Origin of the sequence: Streptomyces sp. NPDC048424 (assembly GCF_040651555.1) — a bacterium.
Lineage (GTDB): Bacteria > Actinomycetota > Actinomycetes > Streptomycetales > Streptomycetaceae > Streptomyces.
In genome coordinates this window covers 165,305-184,861 of sequence record NZ_JBEZKE010000003.1, presented here as the reverse complement: position 1 = coordinate 184,861, position 19,557 = coordinate 165,305, and the positions used below count along the sequence as shown (strand labels likewise).

The window sequence follows — 19,557 nt, the reverse complement described above, 5'->3', positions numbered from 1 at the left end:
CTCACATACTGGGCAGGTCGACACATGCTCGGCCACCGCACGGGCCGTACCAAATCAGCGCGTTTCGTCCCGTGCGGGCACCCCGGCAGAAGGAAGGATTCCGCCGCCGACCCCCTCCGGCCGGGGATCTTGCACCGCCTCCCGCCGCAGGCCGAGCGGGACCTGCGGGCCGTCCGCCTCCCGCAGCCAGCGGCGCAGTACGCGGTGCACCGCCTCCGCGCCCACCGGTTCGGCTTCCTGCTCCGCCTCCGGCTCCGCTTCCGGGTCCGCACGCGGGTCCGCTCCCGGGTCCGACAGCACCGTGGGCCACATCAGGAACGGGTGCCCCTGCTCCCCGCCCAGACCGCCGTGCGAGCCGATCTGCTCCTCGAAGGCGTGCACGGCGCCCGTGTCCGGGTCGTACGCCGAGTTCACCATGATGTCGGCCACGTGCGGGAAGGCGTCGGTCCGGCGGACGGCCTCCGCCGCCCCGGGACCGAAAGGGGACAGCAGCTCCTCCGCCTCGCCCGGCACGTCGAGCCGGGCCACCGCCCCGCCCGGGCCCAGCACCACCCCGTCCACCAGCAGGAAGCCCACGCCCGGATGGTTCGCCAGGGTCGCCAGCAGGGCGGGGTGCGCGCGCTCGACGCGCTCGCGCGAGGCCCGGCCGGGGACGTCCGGGAAGGAGATCAGGGCGAGGTTGCCCGAGGCGAGCACCACCGGGTCGGATCCCGGCCCCGGACGGGCCTCCTCCCCCTCCTCCACCGGCCGGTGCAGGGCCGCGAGGACCGCCGCCCGGGCCTCGGCACCGCTGCGGGTGCGGCCGGCCCGGCGGGAGACCGGCAGCCCGCAGCCCGCCCGGACGAGGTCCTTCAGGGTCAGCCCGTACCGGCTCAGGAAGGTCTCGCCCGGGCTCTGGCCGTGGTCCGAGAGCAGCACGATCCGGTACTCCCGCGGGGCGTGCTCGGCGACCCGGGCGATCAGCGCGAGGCTCCGGTCCAGGCGCGCCAGCACCCGGCCGGTGTCCCGGCCGCGCGGGCCGGAGTGGTGCGCGACCTCGTCGTAGGCGACCAGGTCGGCGTAGACCGCGGCGCGGCCGGCGAGCACGTCGCCGATCACGGCCGCGACCACCACGTCCCGTTCGACCACGGTCGCGAAGGCCCGGATCAGCGGGTACAGCCCGCCGCGCGAGACCCGGGGCCGGTCGCCGCGGATCCGCGCCCGCAGTGACTGGCCGATCTCCCGGACCACCTCGGCGACGAAGGACACGGCCGTGCGGACGGCGTTGGCCGGATCGGAGAAGTACGCGAAGTAGCCCGCGCGGGACCGGTTCGCCCGGCCCCGCCGGGCCGAGACGGAGAGCACGAGCGCCAGTTGGTCGGCGCCCCCGCTGAACAGGTTGCCGCGGCTGGCCCCGTCGAGCGTGAGCAGCCCGCCGTCCCCGGTGCGCGCGACGGCCCGCCGCTGCAGCTCGGCGGCGCTGGTGGGCCGGTTGCAGACCATCACCTCGCCGGTGTCCTTCTCGTACCAGCGGAAGGCGGGCACGTCGAAGTTGGAGCCGTGCAGGATGCCGAGCTGGCTGGCGCCGGTCTGGCTCGACCAGTCCGTACGCCAGCGCGTGATCCGGTGGCTGCCGTCCAGCCAGTCGGCGACGGTGGGCATCAGCCCGGCGGCGCACGCGTCGCGCAGCACCTCGTACCCCACCCCGTCGAGCTGGAGGAAGACCAGGCCGGGCGGGGGCGAGCCGGGCCCGGGCGAGCCCGCCCCGCTCCCCCGGCTACCGCTGGGAGGTACCCCCAGCCTGCGGCGGCGCCGGTCGGCGAGCCGGTAGAGGCGTCGCCGGTACGCCTCGTCGTCGCGCACCGCGAGTGCGGTGGAGGTCGCGGACGCCACCGCGGACATCACGGCGGCCACCACCACCGCGGTCTCGGGGGCCGCCTCGCCCCGCCAGGCGGGGATCAGGCTGAGCGCTATGAGCAGGAGCGATCCGTTCAGGAAGAAGACGAGCAGCCCGAGGACGAGGGCGGGCACCAGGAGCAGGGCCCGTACGAGCACGGGCCAGACCACCGCGCTCAGCAGACCGAAGGCTCCCGCGCCCCAGGCGGCGGTCAGCGCGATCTGCGTGATGCTGTCACCGTCGTCGGACTGGAGCCGGAAGTCCGGCAGGATCCCGGCCAGGACGAGCATGGTGAGGGTGGACACCGCCCAGACGATGATCACCCGCAACAGGGCGCTGCCCGTGGTCCGCCACCGTCCCCGCCACACGCCGCCACCTCCCGCGAGCCCCGTCCCGCCTTCCAGGCTCGCACAGCCGGGCCCGGCCGGCCGGGCGGAACGCGGGGCGCACCGGAGTGCGGAGGGGGCCGGTCAGCGGAGGGGACGGCGTGCGGGGCCGCGTGCGACGGGAGGGGACGGCGTGCGGAGGGGTGTCAGGTGCCGTCGTAGCCGGCGGTCGGCATGGAGAGCCTGCGGTGCACCTCGGCCTTCATCGCGGAGGTGTACTGCGGTTCGGCGCCCCCGGCGGTCTCCAGCCGTACGCCGCGCCGCTCGCACTCGGCGGTGAACTCCTCGACCGAGCGCAGCGCGCGGGCCAGCACCCGGTGGTTGGCGGCGACGAAGAGGTCGACCTGTCCGGCGTCGACGTCGGACCAGAGCCCGCAGTGGTCGGCGCGCAGCCCGTAGACGAGCAGCTGCTTCGTGACGACGTAGCCCCGGTCGGCGGCCCAGCGCGCGCACATGGCGTGCTGGCCGCGGGTGTCCACGGCGAAGGGGTCGGCGTCCAGGTCTTCGAGCGGGGCCAGGCTGGCGATCGCGGCCACGCGCAACTCTTCCATGCCGCCGGACCCTACTCCGATCCGCCGCCGGAGAGGAGGGGCCCGGCACTTCCGGTTCCGGGCGGATCCTCGGGGCAGCATCTAGGCTCGTGGACGAGGGCGAGGGCGCGGCCGAGAGCGGGGCCGAGGGAGGGAGGGCCGGGTGCCGGTGGAGATCACCTGGTGGGGTCATGCCACGTGCACCGTCGAGGACTCCGGGGTCCGGCTGCTGACGGACCCGCTGTTCGCGCGGCGGCTCGCGCACCTGCGGCGGCGGCGCGGGGCGGTGCCCCCGCCCGCGGCCGCGGTGGCGGACGTGGTGCTGGTGTCGCACCTGCACGCCGATCATCTGCACCTGCCGTCGCTGGCGCGGCTCGCGCCCGGCACCCGGCTGCTGGTGCCGCGCGGGGCGCGCCGGGCGGTGCCGGGGCTGGCGCGTGCCGCGGGGCTGCGCGGGCTGCCGGTGACCGAGGTGGTGCCGGGCGAGGAGGTCGCCGTACGGGAGGGCGTACGGGTCCGGGCGGTCAGCGCGCGGCACGACGGGCGGCGGCTGCCGTTCGGGCCGCACCTGGCGCCGGCGCTCGGGTACGTGGTCCAGGGCTCGGCGCGGACCTACTTCGCCGGGGACACCGGGCTGTTCGACACGATGGCCTCGGAGGTCGGACCGGTGGACGTGGCCCTGCTGCCGGTGGGCGGCTGGGGCCCCTACCTGGGCCCGGGGCACCTCGACGCGGGGCGGGCGGCGCAGGCACTGGCCCGGCTCGCGCCCGCGGCGGCGGTGCCCGTGCACTACGGGACGTACTGGCCCGTCGGGATGGACGCGGTGCGGCCGCACGAATTCCATGCTCCGGGCGCGGAGTTCGAGCGTCGTGCCCGGCAACTGGCACCGAAGGTGACCGTACGGGTACCCGGGCACGGTGAGCGGGTGCGGCTGCCGTGACCTGGCGCGAGCTCACGGCGGCGGCCGGCCAGGTGCCGCCGGAGACCACCCAACAGGCCGTGGGGTACCCGGCGTTGTTCGTGCTGGTGGCTCTGGGCGCGCTGGTGCCGGTGATCCCGACGGGTGCGCTGGTGAGTTCGGCGGCGGTGGTGGCGTTCCATCACCAGTCGCTGCCGTTCGGGGTGTTGCTGGTGGTCGGGGTGTCGGCACTGGCCGCGTTCACCGGGGACCTGGCGCTGTACTGGCTCGGGCGGCGCGGGGTCGCCTCGCGGAACGGCTCGCGGTGGCTGGCGGCGCTGCGCGGCCGGGCCACGCCCGAGCGGCTGGAGCAGGCGCAGACCAAGCTGGACGAGCACGGGGTCATGGTGCTGGTGGTCTCCCGGCTGGTCCCGGCGGGCCGGATCCCGGTGATGCTGGCCTGTCTGCTGGCGCAGATGCCGCTGCGCCGCTTCGCCCGCGGCGACGCCCCCGCGTGCCTGGCCTGGGCGGCGACGTACGGCCTGATCGGCATCCTGGGCGGCTCGCTGTTCTCGGAACCGTGGAAGGGCGTGGCCCTGGCGGTGGGCCTGACCCTGTTGATCAGCACGGCCCCGGCCCTCTGGCGGCGGCTGCGGGTCCGGCGGGCAAGGGACTAGACCTCAAGTGCCCTTCGGGTCCTAGGGTCTTGTTCGTCGGGGCAATGAACAGCAGCGAACGGAGCGGATCCACCATGGAGTACTCGCACAGCGACGCGGAACTGGTCCGGCAGCCCATCGGGTACTGGAGCTGGGCCGCCTACGACGCGGTCGTCACCCGCACCCGGGGCGCGCTCGCCGGGATCGGCACCACCCAGCCCCAGTGGTGGGTCCTGGCCCAGGTGGCCCTGGCCGAGGAGGTGAAGACCCGCGCGGAGGTGACCGAGGTCCTGCGGGGCTACCTCGCCGTGGGCGGGCAGGCCCTGGGCGAGGAGATCGACACGACCATCGCCCGCGGCTGGATCACCCAGGACGCCGGGGAGCGCCTCGAGATCACTCCCGAGGGCCGGAAGTTCTACGACGAGGTGGCCGCCCTCCAGCGGCAGTTGTGGGACGAGCGGCACGCGGGCATCTCGGACGAGGAGTACCTGACCACCCTCAAGGTGCTGCAGCGCTTCATCCACAACACGGGCGGACGGGCCTGGCACCACTAACCCCCCGCCGGGCAGTGATCGGCCGGCGGGGGCTTTCCGTGTTCCCTAGTGGACCTGGATGCCCGCGCCGTACGGCTTGCCGCCGCTGTGGCAGATCGCCGTGCTCGTGGTGCCCACGCGCCGCCACGTCGGGTCGTACACCGTGTAGTCCCGTGCGAGCGGCCGGTCGCACCGGGTGTAGACGCGGAACTCCCCGGTTCCGTTGGTGCACGTCCCCGCGGCGGTCGTGGCGGACTTGTACCAGGTGCTGCAGTCGTACGGGTCGGCGGCGGCCGGCGTGGCCCCCGCGACCGCGAGGCCGATGCCCAGAGCCGTGGAACTGATCAGTGACACAACGCGTTTCATCGCGGTTCGTCCCCTCCCGATGGCCGGTGGCTTCGGGATCCGTATCCCCCCTCCACGGCCGGGCATGCGCGGTCTGCCCCTCGACCTCCCGCGGCCTCCGGGTCGGGCAGCGTGCGGGAGGCGCCGATCGGGAGGTCCCAGAGGCGCTCGCGGGGCAGCCCGGCACGGGACCAGGCGGCCCGGGTGCGGTGCAGGGGTTCCATGACCGGTTCGGCGGAGAGCACGAAGGTGGCCCAGTGCATGGGGGCCATCCGGAGCGCCCCGAGGTCGAGGCAGGCCCTGACCGCCTCCTCCGGGTCGGTGTGGACGTCGCCGAGCCACCAGCGCGGGGCGTAGGCGCCGACCGGCAGGAGGGCGAGGTCGATGCCGGGGTGGCGGCGGCCGATCTCGCCGAACCAGTGGCCGTAGCCGGTGTCCCCCGCGAAGTAGACCTTCCGCGGCGTCGGGCTCCGCGTGTCGGTGAGGATCCAGCCGCCCCACAGCGACCGGCAGGTGTCGATCAGGGACCGCTTCGACCAGTGGTGGGCGGGGACGAACTCGAAACGTACGCCGTCCAGTTCGGCCGCCTCCCACCAGTCGAGATCGGTGACCCGGGTGAAGCCCCGGCGGCGGAACCAGCCCGCGAGGCCGGCCGGGACGAACAGCGCCGTGTGCCGGGGCAGCCGCTTGAGGGTGGGGGCGTCGAGGTGGTCGTAGTGGTTGTGGCTGATGACCACCGCGTCCACCGGCGGCAGGTCCTCCCAGCGCACACCGACGGGAGTCACCCGGGCCGGGGTGCCGAGGATCCTCCGGGACCACACGGGGTCGGTCAGCACGGTCAGCCCGCCGGTCCGCACCACCCAGCTGGCGTGCCCGGCCCAGGTGACGGAGACCGCGCCGGGGGCGGCGGCGGGCAGCGGGGCGGGCTCGAAGGGCAGGTCGGGGATGCCGCGCAGCCCTTCGGGACCGGGCCGGAAGGCGCCTTCGCGGGCCAGCCGGGCGAAGGCCCGGACGCCGGGGAGCGGGGTGGTCAGCCGGTCCGCGAAGGAGCGGGGCCAGCGCCGGTGTTCGCCGAGCGGGCGCGCATGCGGGTGGGGGTGCGGGTGCGGACGGCGCTCTGGCTCCGGCTGGTCCGGTGCCGGGGGCTGCGTCGGTGCCGGTGCCGGGGGCTGCGTCGGTGCCGGTGCCGGGGTCTGCGCCGGCCCCTGTGCGGGCCGCCGGGCCGGCGCCGTGGACGCGGGGGCGGGGGCGGGGGCGGCGTCCGTCCGGTCCCTCATCGAGCTGTCTCCGTTCACCGGGTCGGGGCAGGCGGGTCGGGTCATCGGCGTGTGTCGGGAGGTCAGGTCAGGTCAGGTCAGGTCAGGTCAGGTCAGGTCAGGTCAGGTCCAGGTTCACGTCAGGCGAGCCCGGCCAGGACCGACCCGAGCAGGTCGAGGGAGCTCCGTACGTGCGGGAGTGCGAGCGGATCGCGGGCCGTGAGCGCGGCCAGCCGCTCCTCCGGGGTGGCGCCCAGCAGCGGCCCGGTGGACAACCTGACCCGCAGCGCGCCCAGTTCGTCCGCGAAGCGCTGCCCGCCGGGCGTCGGCGCGCCGAGCCGGGCGCCGAGCCAGTCCTCCAGTTCCATGGCGTCGCCGACCCCGTGCCGGGCGAGTCCGGCGCGCAGCGGGGTGAGGTCGGCGTAGAGGTGCCGGCCGGCCTGCGGGGGCCGGGCCAGCGCCCCGGCCGCGAGGAGCTCGCGGTGCGCGGCGGCGGCCACCACGCCGTGCAGGGCGGCGGCCGCGTAGGCGCGCCCGGCGACCGCGTCGGGTTCGTCGAGGGCGTGCGCGGCGGCGCCGGCCACGGGTCCGGCGACCATCGCTCCGGTGGCGGTGAGGACGTCGAGGGTGCGGGCGCGCAGCCAGGTCCCGCGGGCGGTGCCGGGGAAGCGGACCACGGCGGCGGGCCAGCCGGCGGGCAGCAGCGCCCCGGACAGGTCGACGAGGACGGCCGCCTGTTCGGGGAGCATCTCGGCGGGGCTCAGGACCAGGGTGTCGTGGGGCCGGTGGACGGTGTCGCGCCAGCTCTCGTCGCTGACGACGAACAGCCCGGCGGACTCGGCTGCCTCGCAGGCCTCGCGCAGCATCTCGGGCGGCGGGACGGTCGCGGTGGGGTCGTCGGCGACCGACAGCAGCAGCACCCGCGGGTCGCCGCCCTCGGCGCGCACCCGCCGTACGGTCTCCAGCAGCGCGTAGGGGTCCGGTACGCCGCCGCACTCGGCCGGGGTCGGCACGTGGTAGGCCCGCCGTCCCAGCAGCCGGACCTGCGGGGTCCACCAAGCGGGACAGGGCCGGGGCAGCATCACATCGCCCCCGTACGCCCCGAGCAGGGCGAGGAGCAGAGCGGGGGCGCCGGGGCCGGCGGCGACGTTCTCCGGGGAGGTGGCGAGCCCGCGGCGCCCCCAGTGCCGGCAGGCGGCCTCGCGTACGGGTTCCCCGCCGCCCGGGGGCTCGGGTGCGGCGCGTCCGGCGGCCGCGGCGAGGACGGAGAGCAGTTCGGGGAGCACGGGCAGGCCCGGCTGGGGGGCCGGCGGGCCGTACCGGACCGGGCCGCGGCCCTCCGTCGCCGTGCGCTGCGTCCCCGCCACCGTGTGCCGCCTTCCGCCCTGGTCCTGCCACGCGCCGGTGGCCGGCCCCGATCCTGACCCCTGACCCTGACCTTTATACGATTATTTGGTGCCCTATGCCCGTTACCTGGACGTAGGGAGGCGGCTGCGGGCGCCGCGCCTCAGCCCTTGCGCCCCACCAACCCGAGCAGCCTGGTCTGCGCGTTCGCACCCGCCGGCACCTCCAGCGGCGCCGCGAACATCCCGCTCGCCGCGAGCCCGTCGGCGTACGGCATGACCTCCTTGATGGCGAACTCGACGAGGCCGTCCGGCAGCCGGTCGTCGGCGCCGATGCCCCGCGAGAGGTCCCAGGTGTGCACGACGCAGTCGGTGGTCAGCTCCGAGCAGTACGCCGACCCGAGCGCGGGCCCGTACGAGAGCCGCACGGTCCGGTCCAGCGCGCCGGACGCGGCGAAGGCGGCGTGCGCGGCGGCCGAGGCCTCGTCCCAGGCGGCCACCGGGTCCTCGCCCAGCACGTCGCCGGAGAACGCGTCGCCGATCTCCTCGACGGTTCGGCCCTCGGCGACCAGCGGCGGGATCCAGAGCTGCTCGCCGGTGACGTGGTTGACCAGCTCCCGCACGTTCCATTCCGTGCACGGGGTCGGCGCGTCCCACTGGTCGTCCCTGACGGCGCGCACCCGTTCACCGAAGAGCCGCAGCGCCGCGGCGTGCTGTTCGAGCACCGTCTCCGGCATGGCTCTCACCGTCCTCTGCCAAGGGAACGTCCCCCTGGGGCCACTCTCCTCGCACCCGCATCGCCCTGCCACCGACCGGCCACCCGCTTGCCCGACCCCCTTGGCACACAAGGCTGGTGTCCACATGTCAAAACGCCCGTCTCAGATGACGAACTGATCGTCTACGGTGGTCGCAACGCTTTCGACGAGGAGGGCCGGTCATGAACGCCGCCAAGGAAACCGCCGTCTACACGCACGGCCACCACGAGTCGGTCCTGCGCTCGCACCGCTGGCGCACCGCCGAGAACTCCGCCGCGTACCTGATCGGCGAGCTGCGCCCGGGGATGTCCGTACTGGACGTCGGCTGCGGCCCGGGCACGATCACCGCGGACCTGGCGGAGCTGGTCGCGCCGGGCGGCCGGGTCACCGCGGTCGACGCGGCGCGGGAGGTGGTCGAGCAGGCCCGGGCGCACGCGGCGGAGCGCGGGGTGGGCGGCATCGAGTTCGACACGGCGGACGTACACGCGCTGGACTTCCCGGACGACTCCTTCGACGTGGTCCACGCCCACCAGGTGCTCCAGCACGTGGGCGACCCGGTACAGGCGCTGCGCGAGATGCGGCGGGTGTGCCGGCCGGGCGGGATCGTGGCCGCGCGCGACGCCGACTACGCGGCGATGACCTGGTACCCGGCGACGCCGGGCCTGGACGACTGGCTGGACCTGTACCGGCGCGTCGCCCGCGCCAACGGGGGCGAGCCGGACGCGGGGCGCCGGCTGCGGGCCTGGGCCCGAGAGGCCGGCTTCACGGACGTGACCTCGTCGGCGACGGCCTGGTGCTTCGCCACCCCGGAGGAGGCCGCGTGGTGGTCGTCGCTGTGGGCGGACCGTACGACGACCTCCGCGTACGCGGCCAGGGCCACCGGCGGAGGCCATGCGTCGGCCGCCGACCTGGCCGCTGCCGCGGAGGCCTGGCGCACGTGGGGTGCGGAGCCCGACGCCTGGTTCTCGGTCCTGAACGGCGAGATCCTCTGCCGCGCCTGACCTGCGGTCCGGCTCCCCGGGTCTGCGCGCCTCAAACGCCGGCGGGGCGGAAAGACCGGGGCTCCGCCCCGCACCCCGCTCCTCAATCGCCGGAGGGGCTCGGATCGGGCCGGACCGTCAGCTCGGGGGCCGCATGCGGAAGTCGTACCGCGGCGGGAGCGGGCGGTCGGTGAGGGCGGACCAGGCCTCGGACAAGGTCTCCTCGCCCTCGCGGAGGTCCGGGATCTCGAAGCCGTCCTCGAAGACCCGGCGCGCCGCGGCGACATGGCCCTCCGCCACCAGCAGCCGCGCGGCGAGCAGCCGGAAGCGGCCCTGTTCCCGCAGGGCCGGCCGCAGCCGGTCCCAGACGCGGCGGGCCTCCGCCAGGCGGCCGGCGGCCAGCAGGGCCGCCATCGCCTCGCGGCCCAGCGCGGCCTCCGCCGGGGCCCACGGCTCGCCGCCGCGGCTCTCCCCCGCCAGGTCCTCGAAGGCGGCCGCGTACCCGTCGGCGGCCCGCGCCGGGTCCCCGGCCAGCGCGTCCGCCACCGCCAGGCACCTCAGCAGCGGCCAGCGCGACGGCGCCAGCGCCAGCCCGCGCTCCCAGCTCCGTACGGCCTGCGCCACGTCCCCGGCGTGCCACTGGGCCACGCCGAGGTGGTACTCGGTCAGCGGATCCGCCGGGGCCGTCTCCAGCATGTCCCGCCAGTGCGCGGCGACCAGGCTCGGGCCCGGCGGAACCACCCGCCGCGGGGTGGGCAGGACGCCCGTGCGCCACAGCTCCAGCCAGGGGGCCTGCTCCTCGCCGAGGGTGGACTCCCCGAAGGGGGTGCCCGGGAGTGTGAAGCCCCCGCACATCACCTCCAGCGCGCCCCAGCCGGAGCCCTCCGCGAGCCGCTCCCCCGGTTCGGTGTCGGCGCACTCGCGCCACGCCTTGTACGCCGTCTCCACCCGCTCCGCCGGCAGCGCCCGCGCCAGCGCGTGCTCGGCCGCGCCGCGCGCCGCCGCCCAGTCGGCCCCGTGCACCGCGGCGGGTTCCGCGGCCAGCGGCCCGTACGCCTCCAGCCAGCTGAACTCCCCGCCGCCCTCCAGCCGTACGTGCTCCAGCTGGGTGCGGGCCAGCCCCGCCTGGATCTCCGCGTAGCCGCCCGTGCCCGGCTCGGTGAGCCACTCCTGCCAGCGCCGGCCACCGCCGCCCGCGCCCCACACGAACAGCTTGCGCCCGCGCAGCCGCCCGGTGGAGGTCTGCACGAGCCCCTGCCCGGCCGCGTCCAGCGAGGCGATCCAGGGTCTGGCCCCGGCCTCGACCTCGTAGAAGAAGTCGGCCGGATACTCGCTGCTCAGCGGGTACGTGCGGTCCGCGCCCTCCCACTGCGGCACGGGGATGCGGCGCAGCGCGCGCTCGTACCCGAAGTGCCAGGCCTCGTCGGCGGGGGCGAGCACGCGGGTGCCCGCGTCCTCGGGGACGGCGATGTTGGACCACCAGTACACGGGCGCCGGCCGTTCGTGCGGGTTGCGCACGCGGACGCCGACGTAGAGGAACTCCGACTCCGCGGGCAGCCACAGGTCCACCTGGAAGGGCAGGTCCCGCAGTCGCTCCCACTCCCACAGCCGGACCATCACACCACCGTCCGGGGCGGGCACGAGCGCGGCGTGCAGCGGGGCGCAGGAAAGGGCGGTGTGGCCGGTCGCGCCGATGTTCCACTCGATGCCGCCGGAGAACCAGGCCCCGTTCAGCGCGAAGTTCGCGGGCTGGAACACCGGGTTGCGGTAGAGCAGTTCGCGGCCCGTCGGCAGGTGCAGGAGCGAGTGGACGCGCCCGCCCAGCTCGGGGAGCACGGTGACCCGCAGGTGGTCGTTCTCGATGACGATCGTCTCGAACTCCCGCTCCGGCCGCTCCCGTCGGTACCCGTCCCGGATCCGGACGGGCAGCAGGGAGCGCAGTGGCTCGTACCCGATCTGCCGTGCCATCTCGCGCGGCAGCCCGTCGCGCGAGCGGTCGTCCAGCGCGTGCACGCCGTCGGGCGCGCGCAGGGCGGGCAGGGGGTTCTCGGGGCCCAGCGGGGCTGCGGGAAGGGTCAGTACGGCGCGGCGGACGGTGGTGGCCATGGGGAAATGGAACACGCCGCGGCCGCCGGTGCACAGGGGTTCCGCGGATCACCACCGGTCAGGATTACGCAAAGGCCCTCGTGTGGTCCTACCGGAAGGCTCCCGCGACCAGATCGGCCAGCAGCGCGCCCGCACGCCCGTCCGGGTCCAGATCCGGGTCGTAGATGGTGACGTTGATCCCGACGCAGCGCGGTGAACGCGCCAGCACGCCGAGCAGCTCGGCGAGTTCGTCGGGGATCAGCCCGCCCGGGTCGGGGCTGTCCACGGCCGGCATGACGGCCGGGTCCAGCACGTCGGCGTCCAGGTGCACCCAGAATCCGGCGGTCTCCGGCGGGTGCAGCCCCTCCAGTGCCGCCCGCGCCACCGGTCCGGCCCCGCGCTCGCGGATCTCCCCCACGGTGGCCACGGAGATCCCGGCCGCGTGCAGTTCCGCGAGGTCCGGGTCCCCGTCCCGCAGGCCGAAGAGCCGTACGTCCTCGTCCCGCAGGTAGGGGGCCCGCCCTTCGAGGTCGGCGAGATCGGCCTGGCCGCGGCCGGTGGAGAGGGCGAGCTCCTCGCCGCCGGCCGCGCCGACGGGCCCGTTCACGGCCTCGTTGCCGGGGTGGCGGAAGTCCGCGGAGCCGTCGATCGCGGCCAGTCCGTACCGTCCGATCCGGCGCATGGCGAGGGCGGCGCCCAGCTGGATCGAGCAGTCGCCGCCGAGGACGACGGGGAACTCCCCGGCGCGCAGGTGGCGTTCGATCCGGTCGGCGAGCGTGACGGTGTAGGCGGCGAGGGCCTCGGCGTGGAACACGCCGTCACCCTCCTGCCAGTCGCCGCGGTCGTAGCGCGGCGGGACGACCACCCCGCCCTCGCGCGCGCCGAGCCGGGCGAGGAGGCCCTGTTCGCGCAGGGCCCCGGCGAGCTTGTAGACGCCGGGGACGGCGCCGGGCGCGGGCGGGCGCAGGCCGAGGTTGGACGGGGCGTCGAGGAGCACCAGGGTTCGCATGCCCTCATCCTGTGCGATGAGCCCCCTCGGGGGCCTGCATTTCGGCGGTGATCGCCCAGCGCTCGTGGTCGCGCCAGGCGCCGTCGACGTACAGGAAGTCGGGGGAGAGTCCTTCGAGGCGGAAGCCCGCTCCCCGCACGAGGGCGAGGGAGGCGGTGTTGCCGGGCTGGACGTTGGCCTCCAGGCGGTGCAGTCCGAGGCCGTTGCCGGCTTCGGGGGCGAAGGCGTGGGCGAGGACCAGCCCGAGGCCCTCGCGCAGGAGGCCCCGCCCAGCGGCGTGCGCGAAGGCCCCGTAGCCGAGGGCCCCGCACTGGAAGGCCCCGCGCACGATGTTGTTGACGTTGACGAAGCCGGCGATGGCTCCGGTCTCCCGCTCGCAGACGAGGAAGCCGGCGCGGCCCTCGCCTTCGGTCAGCCGGGCCGCGTACGGCTCGTACTCCTCGATGGTGGCGGGCGGCGCCAGCCACGGGCGGTGGAGCTCGCGGCTCTCGTGCACGCGTGCGGTGAACTCGGGCCCGTCGGCGAGCCGGAAGGGGCGCAGGCCCACGCGCTCGCCCTCCCGGAGGTAGGTCGAAAAGGTCATCGCCCCAGGCTAGGGGTGTGACACCATCACCGGCGTGATCAAGGACGAGACGGGCACGAAGACGGGCACGAAGACGGGCACGGGCACGGAGACGGGCACGGACACGGACACGGACACGGTGCTGCGGCGGGCCGCGCTGAACAACGCCATGTGGTGCGACGCGGTGTGCACGGCGCACGGCCTGGCGCCGCAGTTCGACGACGCGTACGTGTGGCTCAGCACGCGCCGGACCCCGCCGCTGTATCCCGATGCGGTGACCCTGGACCCGGAGACCTCGGCGCCGTCCGTCCTCCAGTGGATCGACACGGACTCCCCCGGCTGCTCGGTGAAGGACAGCTTCGCCCGTCTGGACCTGGCCGGGGACGGCTTCGAGGTGCTGTTCGAGGCGCAGTGGATCCACCGCCCGGCCGGGAGCGCGGCTGCGGTGGCGGCCTCGTCCGGGCTGGAGTGGTCCGAGGTGACCGGTGCCGAGGAGCTGGCGGCCTGGGAGGGCGCCTGGGGCGGCGAGGAGGGCACCGGGCCGTTCCGGCCAGCCCTGCTGCGCGAGGGCATCGTCTTCCTGGCGGGCCGCGCCCCGGGGGACGCCGGGGGCCGGATCGTCGCCGGGGCGGTCGTGAGCACCGGCGGCGGTGTGGTGGGCGTCTCCAACCTGTTCGCCGGTGACGGGGCTCCGGCCGACGCGGCCTGGGCGGGCGTCCTCGCCGCGGTCGCCGCCCGCTGGCCGGACCTGGACGTCGTCGGCTACGAGGGCGGGGCGGACCTGGACATCGCGGTCCGCAGCGGTTTCACCGCCATCGGCCCGCTGCGGGTCTGGCTGCGCACGAGCGAGCGGACCCGCCACCTGCGGCGCAGCGCCGAATGAGGCGGTGGCCGCGGCTTTGCGCATCATGATCGACTTCGATCAGACTGGGTGTCATGACATCGCATCAGACGAGTGGGCTCATCGGCGCCGCGTTCGGAGTCTTCTTCGTCCAGGCGAACGCCGGAGCCCTGCCTCCGGCCGTCGCCGTTCCCCTGCGCCTCCTCGCGATATCCGCCTTCGTCTGGCTGTTCATCGCGCTGCGCCGGTCCCGCGTACCCTCGGCCGCCGCCGACTGCCCGGCGCCGAGGAGGTTCGGGCGGGGCTACCTCCTCGTGGTGGCCGCCGAGGTGGTCGTCGTCGCGGCCGGCCTCTTCGTCATCAACCGCCTGCTGCACGTCCCGCGGGCCACGGTCGGCTGGATCGCCCTGATCGTCGGCCTGCACTTCTTCGGCCTGGCGGCGGTCTGGCGCATGCCGTCGCTCCGGCTGCTGGCGGCCGCGATGTCCGCCTGTGGCGCCGCCGGTCTGGTGCTGGCCGCCTGCGGCTGCTCCGCGGCCGCCATCGCCGCGGTCGCGGGCATCGCCCCGGGAGCCCTGCTGCTCGGCTCCGTCTGGTGGAGCGTACGGACCGCGCCGCGGTCCGCCGACAGCCCGGCTCAGACTGCGGCCTAGGCCTCCAGCGCCAGCCGGGGGACGTCGGTCCGTTCGATCCCGAAGACCTGGGCGTACAGCGACAGTTCGGCCTCCAGCGCCCGGATCATGGTGTCCGCCCGGCGGAAGCCGTGGCCCTCGCCCGCGAAGGCCACGTATGCGTGCGGCACCGGCGCGTGCGGCAGCGGACGGTCCCGCAGGGCCGCCAGGAACCGCTCCGCCTGGGCCGGCGGGCAGATCGCGTCGTCCAGGCCCTGGAGCAGCACGAACGGCGCCGTGATCCGGTCGGCGCGGGCCACCGGGGAGCGCTCGCGGCAGAGCACGGCGAGGGTCTGCGGCGGCCCGGCGAGGCCCTCGATGTAGCGGGACTCCAGGTCGTGGGTCTCCTCCGCGAAGCCCAGCAGGTCCAGCACCGGGTAGATGATCGCGGCGCAGGCGTAGAGGTCGGTGGCGGCCAGCGAGGCCGCCGCCGTCCAGCCGCCGGCGCTGCCGCCGCGGATGGCGAGCCGGTCGGGGTCGGCGGTGCCCTCGGCGGCGAGCGCCCGGGCCACCGCCGCGCAGTCCTCCACGTCGACGACGCCCCACTGCCCGCGCAGCCGCTCCCGGTAGGCGCGTCCGTAGCCGGTGGACCCGCCGTAGTTGACCTCGACCACGCCGATGCCGCGCGAGGTGAAGTACGCGATGTGCAGGTCGAGTACGGGCGGCACGTGGTCGGTGGGGCCGCCGTGCGCCCACACCACGTACGGGGGCAGTTCGTCGGCGGCGGCCCGGCAGGCCGGGTGGTGCGGCGGGTAGACGTGCGCGTGGATCTGACGGTCGTCGGGGCCGAGGAAGGTGCGGCTCTGCGGTTCCGGGTAGTAGGCCGGGTCCACCGGGTCCACGCCCTGCGCGCCGATCACCCGGGCGTGCCCGGTCGCGGTGTCCAGCTCGACCACCTCGTACGCGCTGCGCGGGCTGGCGGCGACCCCGTAGACCCGGGTGCCGTGCACGGCGAGCGTCGGCTGCCAGGCCGTCCACGGCCCGGCCGCGTCGACCAGGTCGCCGCTCTCGGCGTCGAGGATGCCGAGCACCGGGGAGCCCTGGCCGTGCAGGACGGCGAGGAGTCCGCCGCCGGCACCCGCGACCCGGGTGGCACCGTCGGGCAGCGGGGCGAGCCAACGCAGCCCGGGCTTCCACAGCGGGCCGCCGAACTCCTCTTCCCTGGGGCACAGGTTGACGGCTGCGCCCGTCTCCGGGTCCACCCGGTACGGGTTCCACCAGCCGCCTCGGTCGCTCACGGCGAGGAGGGTTCCGCCGGCCGTCCAGTCCACTTGGGCCACGGACTCCTCGGGGCCGCCGAGCACGGTCCGTACCCCGGTCAGCCTCGCGTCCGCGGTGATCTCGGCCAGCTTCAGCTCGGTGCCGTCCCAGGGCATCCGGGGATGGTCCCACGCCAGCCAGGCCGCGTGCCGGCCGTCCGGGGAGAGCCGGGGCCCGGTGGTGAAACGGTGCCGGCCGTCCGTCAACTCCCGTACCGCCGAGCGGTCTTCCGCCGCGGATCCGTCGAGCGGCACGGCGGCCAGCACCCGGCGCACGTCGGTCGGGGCGGGCCCGGTGAACTCCTCCAGCACGCACCAGACCTCGCCGCCGCGCAGCACCGGGTCGGCCCAGCGCAGTCCACCGCCGGTCCCGGACAGGGGGGTGAGGGGGCGCGGCGCCGGGGCGCCGGGCGCGTCCGGTTCGTAGGCGTACAGCCGCTGGTCGGCGAAGTGGACGAAGACCAACAGGGGTCCTCCGACGGGCCGTTCGGTTCCGGCCCAGGGCAGCCCGCCGTACTCGGTGACCCGGCTGCGCACGTTCCACGGGGCGGGCAGCTCGGTGAACTCGGCGTCCCCGTCAGCGAGTCGGCGGCGGACGAGGGTGCGGCGGCCGGCCTCCCGCGGCCGGGGCTCGGTCCACCACACCTCGGGGCCGACCGTGCCGACGTACTCGGGCCGCCCGTCGAGCGCGGCGGCCAGCGCGGCGTCGATGGGCGAGGGCCAGCTTCCGTAGGGCCGGGTCGGCGCCGCCATCACCGGGCCCCGCTCACAGGGACCGCAGCGCGTGGTCGAGTACGCGGACACCGAAGTGCAGGGCTTCGACGGGGACCCGCTCGTCCACGCCGTGGAAGAGGGCCCAGTAGTCGAAGCCGGGCGGCAGCTTCAGCGGGGAGAAGCCGTAGCCGGTGATGCCGAGGCGGGAGAACTGCTTGGCGTCGGTGCCGCCCGCCATGCAGAAGGGCACGACGTGCCCGTCCGGGTCGAACCGCTCGACGGACTCGCGCAGGATCGCGTACGTCCGTCCGTCCACCGGGGCCTGGAGCGGCACCTCCCGGTGGTGGAACTCCCAGTGCACGTCGGGGCCGGTCAGCTCGTTCAGGGTGGCGGTGAACTCTTCCTCGCCGCCCGGCAGCATCCGCCCGTCGACGTAGGCGGTGGCGTGCTCGGGGATCACGTTGAGCTTGTAACCGGCGCTCAGCATCGTCGGGTTGGCGCTGTTGCGCACGGTCGCCTCGACCAGGGCGGCGGCCGGGCCGAGCTTGCCGAGGACCGTGTCGAGGTCGAAGCCGGGGCGGCGCGGGTCGACCGACAGGTCCTGCAGGGCGGCGAGTTCGGTGATGCAGGCGGTGACGGTGTCGGTGAGCCGGACGGGCCATTCGTACTCGCCGATCCGTGCCACGGCGGCGGCGAGCCGGCTGACGGCGTTGGCCTTGTTGGGCTTGGAGCCGTGTCCCGCGATGCCGCGCGCGGTCAGCTTCAGCCAGGCCGTGCCCCGTTCGCCGGCGGCGATGGGATAGAGGGCCGGGCCGCCGGGGCGGGTGTGCACGGTGAAGGCGCCGGACTCGCTGATGCCCTCCGTGCAGCCCTCGAAGAGGTGCGGGTGCCGGTCCGCGAGGAAGCCCGAGCCGTCGACCGCGCTGTCCTCCTCGTCTGCGGTGTAGGCGATCACGATGTCCCGGCGCGGCTTCACTCCGGCGCGCGCCCAGGCCCGTACGACGGCCAGCACCATCGCGTCCATGTTCTTCATGTCGACGGCGCCGCGGCCCCACACCACGCCGTCGCGGACCTCGCCGGAGAAGGGGTCCACGCTCCAGTCGGCGGCCTCGGCGGGGACGACGTCGAGGTGGCCGTGGACGAGGAGGGCCTCGGCGGTGGGATCGGTGCCCTCGATCCGGGCGACGACGTTGGTGCGGCCGGGGGTGCGCTCCAGCAGGACCGGCTCCAGGCCGGCCGCCGCGAGCCGCTCGGCGACGTATTCGGCGGCGGGGCGCTCGCGGCAGTCGCCGCCGCCCCGGTTGGTGGTGTCGATCCGGATGAGGCCCGAGGTGAACTCGACGGCCTCGTCGAGGGCCGCTTCGTCCACGGCGCCGACGGCCTCCGCGAGTGCCCCGTCATTGATTGCGTGCATGTCAGCCATACTGCTCCTCCACGGCCGCCGAGACGACCGTCGTGACCGCCTTGAAGGCGCGGATCCCCTCGTACATCGTCTCGCTGGTGTACGCGACCCTGCGCTCCCCGCACCGCTCCACGCCCGGGACCACCGTCGCGGTCATGGCCAGGTGCTCGGCGTCGAACTCCAGCTCCACGGTGAACGGGCCGCCGCGGACCGGCTCGTACCGTACGGCGAGGGCGGCGGCCTCCTTGGCCGCGGCCCGGATGTCGGCGGCGGTGCGGGCGGGGGTCCGGCAGACGGCGGCGTAGCGCGAGACGTGGTCCTTGACGGCGACGGTCACCGCGTCGGGGGCGTAGCCGGCGGCGTCGACGCAGGTCAGGTCGTCACCGGTGACGAGGACGACGGGGACGCCGTACTCGGCGACGACGTGCGCGTTGAGCAGCCCCTCGCTGGCGCGGACCTCGTTGACCCAGACCCCGGTGATCGAGTTGGCCAGGTAGGTGTGGGCGAGGACGCCCTCGGTGCCGGCACCGGTGTGGTAGCCGACGAAGGCGATGCCGTCGACGTCGCCGTGCTGGACGCCCTCGACCATGGAGAGGGTCTTGTGGCGGCCGGTGAGCATCTCCGCGCGGGCGTCGAGCCGCTCCAGCAGCAGGTTGCGCATGGTCCAGTGCGCCTCGTTGATGACGACCTGGTCGGCGCCGCCGTCGTAGAAGCCGAGCACGGCGGCGTTCACGTCGGAGGTGAACATGGAGCGGCAGCGTTCCCACTGCGGGGTGCCGGGCAGCACGTCGGCGGGCCAGGTGACGCCGGTGGCGCCTTCCATGTCGGCGGAGATGAGGATCTTCATCGGGCCCCCGTGCGGTCGGATGCGCAGGGCCCCACACTAACCGCCGCACCCCGCCCCGGCCCGGGGCCACGCCCGGCCCCCGCGGGTCCGTTCAGTTCACCCGATCCGGGGAGGCCGTGTACCCGGCCCCACCGGCAACGGCCGGGCTCAGGCCTCGACTTCGGCGGCGAGGTTGGCCAGCAGGGTGTCGTAGATGCGGGCGAGGCCCTTGGGCGCGAAGGTGCGCTCGAAGAAGCCGCCGATGCCGCCGGCGCCGTTCCAGACGGTGGTGACGACGGCCTTGGACTTGCCCTCGCCGGCCGGGGTGACCACCCAGGTGGTGACCATGGAGGAGTTGCGGTCCTTCTCCACGAGCTGTCCGTCGGTGGGCTCGGTGACCTCCAGCAGGCAGTCGCGCACGCGCTTGCTGGTGGCCTGGAGCTTCCAGTGCACGAGGGTGCCCTCGCCGTCGCCGCCCTCGCGCACCTCGTACTCGCTGAAGTGCTCGGGCAGCAGCTTCTGCCGGGTTCCGCTGTAGTCGGCCAGCGTGTCGAAGACCGTCTCCGCGTCGGCTCCGATGATGCGCTCCGTGGTGGCCTCGACCTGCGCCATGCCTGTTCCTCCAGCAGT

19 protein-coding genes are annotated in these 19,557 nt (G+C 75.2%); 6 read left to right on the top strand and 13 right to left on the bottom strand.

Features of this window, described 5'->3' with window-relative positions; all coding sequences use genetic code 11:
* Positions 1–54: 54 nt before the first annotated feature.
* Both AB0D29_RS05660 and AB0D29_RS05655 read right to left on the bottom strand, forming a co-directional pair.
* Positions 55–2,244 (bottom strand): phage holin family protein, encoded by a 2,190-nt coding sequence (locus tag AB0D29_RS05660; RefSeq protein WP_362852298.1) that lies wholly within the window; start codon positions 2,242–2,244, stop codon positions 55–57.
* A 164-nt stretch (positions 2,245–2,408) separates the two neighbouring features.
* Positions 2,409–2,813: a hypothetical protein gene (locus AB0D29_RS05655; RefSeq protein ID WP_362852297.1), complete on the bottom strand. Its 405-nt coding sequence runs from the start codon at positions 2,811–2,813 to the stop codon at positions 2,409–2,411.
* Positions 2,814–2,955: 142 nt separating this feature from the next.
* Between AB0D29_RS05655 and AB0D29_RS05650 the strand changes: the two genes are divergently transcribed.
* The 3 genes from AB0D29_RS05650 (at position 2,956) to AB0D29_RS05640 (ending at position 4,900) form a co-directional block, all read left to right on the top strand.
* The gene (locus tag AB0D29_RS05650) at positions 2,956–3,732 is read left to right on the top strand and encodes an MBL fold metallo-hydrolase (protein ID WP_362852296.1); all 777 of its coding nucleotides are present in this window, start codon (positions 2,956–2,958) and stop codon (positions 3,730–3,732) included.
* The gene (locus AB0D29_RS05645; protein ID WP_362852295.1) at positions 3,729–4,367 is read left to right on the top strand and encodes a VTT domain-containing protein; all 639 of its coding nucleotides are present in this window, start codon (positions 3,729–3,731) and stop codon (positions 4,365–4,367) included. The genes AB0D29_RS05650 and AB0D29_RS05645 overlap by 4 nt, the downstream gene beginning before the upstream one ends.
* 74 nt (positions 4,368–4,441) lie before the next feature.
* Complete coding sequence (locus tag AB0D29_RS05640; RefSeq protein ID WP_362852512.1) at positions 4,442–4,900, top strand: MarR family winged helix-turn-helix transcriptional regulator; 459 nt, start codon at positions 4,442–4,444, stop codon at positions 4,898–4,900.
* A gap of 45 nt (positions 4,901–4,945) precedes the next feature.
* Here AB0D29_RS05640 and AB0D29_RS05635 read toward each other — a convergent pair whose 3' ends face one another.
* From AB0D29_RS05635 to AB0D29_RS05620, 4 genes are all read right to left on the bottom strand, one after another.
* Positions 4,946–5,245: a hypothetical protein gene (locus AB0D29_RS05635; RefSeq protein ID WP_362852294.1), complete on the bottom strand. Its 300-nt coding sequence runs from the start codon at positions 5,243–5,245 to the stop codon at positions 4,946–4,948.
* Positions 5,242–6,501 carry an MBL fold metallo-hydrolase gene (locus tag AB0D29_RS05630; protein WP_362852293.1) on the bottom strand — a complete coding sequence of 420 codons (1,260 nt, stop codon included), beginning with the start codon at positions 6,499–6,501 and terminating at the stop codon, positions 5,242–5,244. Before AB0D29_RS05630 ends, AB0D29_RS05635 begins: the two co-directional genes overlap by 4 nt.
* A 119-nt stretch (positions 6,502–6,620) precedes the next feature.
* On the bottom strand, positions 6,621–7,847 hold the full coding sequence (locus tag AB0D29_RS05625; RefSeq protein WP_362852292.1) for an aminotransferase class I/II-fold pyridoxal phosphate-dependent enzyme: 1,227 nt from the start codon (positions 7,845–7,847) through the stop codon (positions 6,621–6,623).
* A 140-nt stretch (positions 7,848–7,987) separates the two neighbouring features.
* The gene (locus tag AB0D29_RS05620) at positions 7,988–8,560 is read right to left on the bottom strand and encodes a TIGR03086 family metal-binding protein (protein ID WP_362852291.1); all 573 of its coding nucleotides are present in this window, start codon (positions 8,558–8,560) and stop codon (positions 7,988–7,990) included.
* Positions 8,561–8,760: 200 nt separating this feature from the next.
* Between AB0D29_RS05620 and AB0D29_RS05615 the strand changes: the two genes are divergently transcribed.
* Positions 8,761–9,579 carry a methyltransferase domain-containing protein gene (locus AB0D29_RS05615; RefSeq protein WP_362852290.1) on the top strand — a complete coding sequence of 273 codons (819 nt, stop codon included), beginning with the start codon at positions 8,761–8,763 and terminating at the stop codon, positions 9,577–9,579.
* Between the two features lie 117 nt (positions 9,580–9,696).
* Here AB0D29_RS05615 and AB0D29_RS05610 read toward each other — a convergent pair whose 3' ends face one another.
* The 3 genes from AB0D29_RS05610 to AB0D29_RS05600 all read right to left on the bottom strand — a co-directional run bounded on the left by AB0D29_RS05610 (position 9,697) and on the right by AB0D29_RS05600 (position 13,235).
* Complete coding sequence (locus tag AB0D29_RS05610) at positions 9,697–11,664, bottom strand: DUF5107 domain-containing protein (protein WP_362852289.1); 1,968 nt, start codon at positions 11,662–11,664, stop codon at positions 9,697–9,699.
* Positions 11,665–11,752: 88 nt separating this feature from the next.
* Positions 11,753–12,652, bottom strand: coding sequence for an arginase family protein (locus tag AB0D29_RS05605; protein WP_030720733.1), 900 nt, complete (start codon positions 12,650–12,652; stop codon positions 11,753–11,755).
* A 4-nt stretch (positions 12,653–12,656) separates the two neighbouring features.
* Complete coding sequence (locus AB0D29_RS05600) at positions 12,657–13,235, bottom strand: GNAT family protein (protein ID WP_362852288.1); 579 nt, start codon at positions 13,233–13,235, stop codon at positions 12,657–12,659.
* A 34-nt stretch (positions 13,236–13,269) separates the two neighbouring features.
* On the opposite strand from AB0D29_RS05600, the gene AB0D29_RS05595 reads away from it, so the two are divergent.
* Complete coding sequence (locus AB0D29_RS05595; RefSeq protein WP_362852287.1) at positions 13,270–14,097, top strand: hypothetical protein; 828 nt, start codon at positions 13,270–13,272, stop codon at positions 14,095–14,097.
* Positions 14,098–14,150: 53 nt separating this feature from the next.
* Entirely contained in the window at positions 14,151–14,708 is a 558-nt protein-coding gene (locus AB0D29_RS05590) for a hypothetical protein (RefSeq protein ID WP_362852286.1), read from the top strand.
* On the opposite strand, the gene AB0D29_RS05585 is transcribed toward AB0D29_RS05590, so the two are convergent.
* The 4 genes from AB0D29_RS05585 to AB0D29_RS05570 all read right to left on the bottom strand — a co-directional run bounded on the left by AB0D29_RS05585 (position 14,705) and on the right by AB0D29_RS05570 (position 19,539).
* Positions 14,705–16,738 (bottom strand): prolyl oligopeptidase family serine peptidase, encoded by a 2,034-nt coding sequence (locus AB0D29_RS05585; protein WP_362852285.1) that lies wholly within the window; start codon positions 16,736–16,738, stop codon positions 14,705–14,707. The two genes, AB0D29_RS05590 and AB0D29_RS05585, sit on opposite strands and share 4 nt — an antisense overlap.
* Before the next feature lie 13 nt (positions 16,739–16,751).
* Positions 16,752–18,113 (bottom strand): M20/M25/M40 family metallo-hydrolase, encoded by a 1,362-nt coding sequence (locus AB0D29_RS05580; protein WP_362852284.1) that lies wholly within the window; start codon positions 18,111–18,113, stop codon positions 16,752–16,754.
* Position 18,114: 1 nt separating this feature from the next.
* Positions 18,115–18,948, bottom strand: coding sequence for a M55 family metallopeptidase (locus tag AB0D29_RS05575; protein WP_362852283.1), 834 nt, complete (start codon positions 18,946–18,948; stop codon positions 18,115–18,117).
* A 147-nt stretch (positions 18,949–19,095) separates the two neighbouring features.
* Entirely contained in the window at positions 19,096–19,539 is a 444-nt protein-coding gene (locus tag AB0D29_RS05570) for an SRPBCC family protein (RefSeq protein WP_030715419.1), read from the bottom strand.
* Between the last annotated feature and the right edge of the window lie 18 nt (positions 19,540–19,557).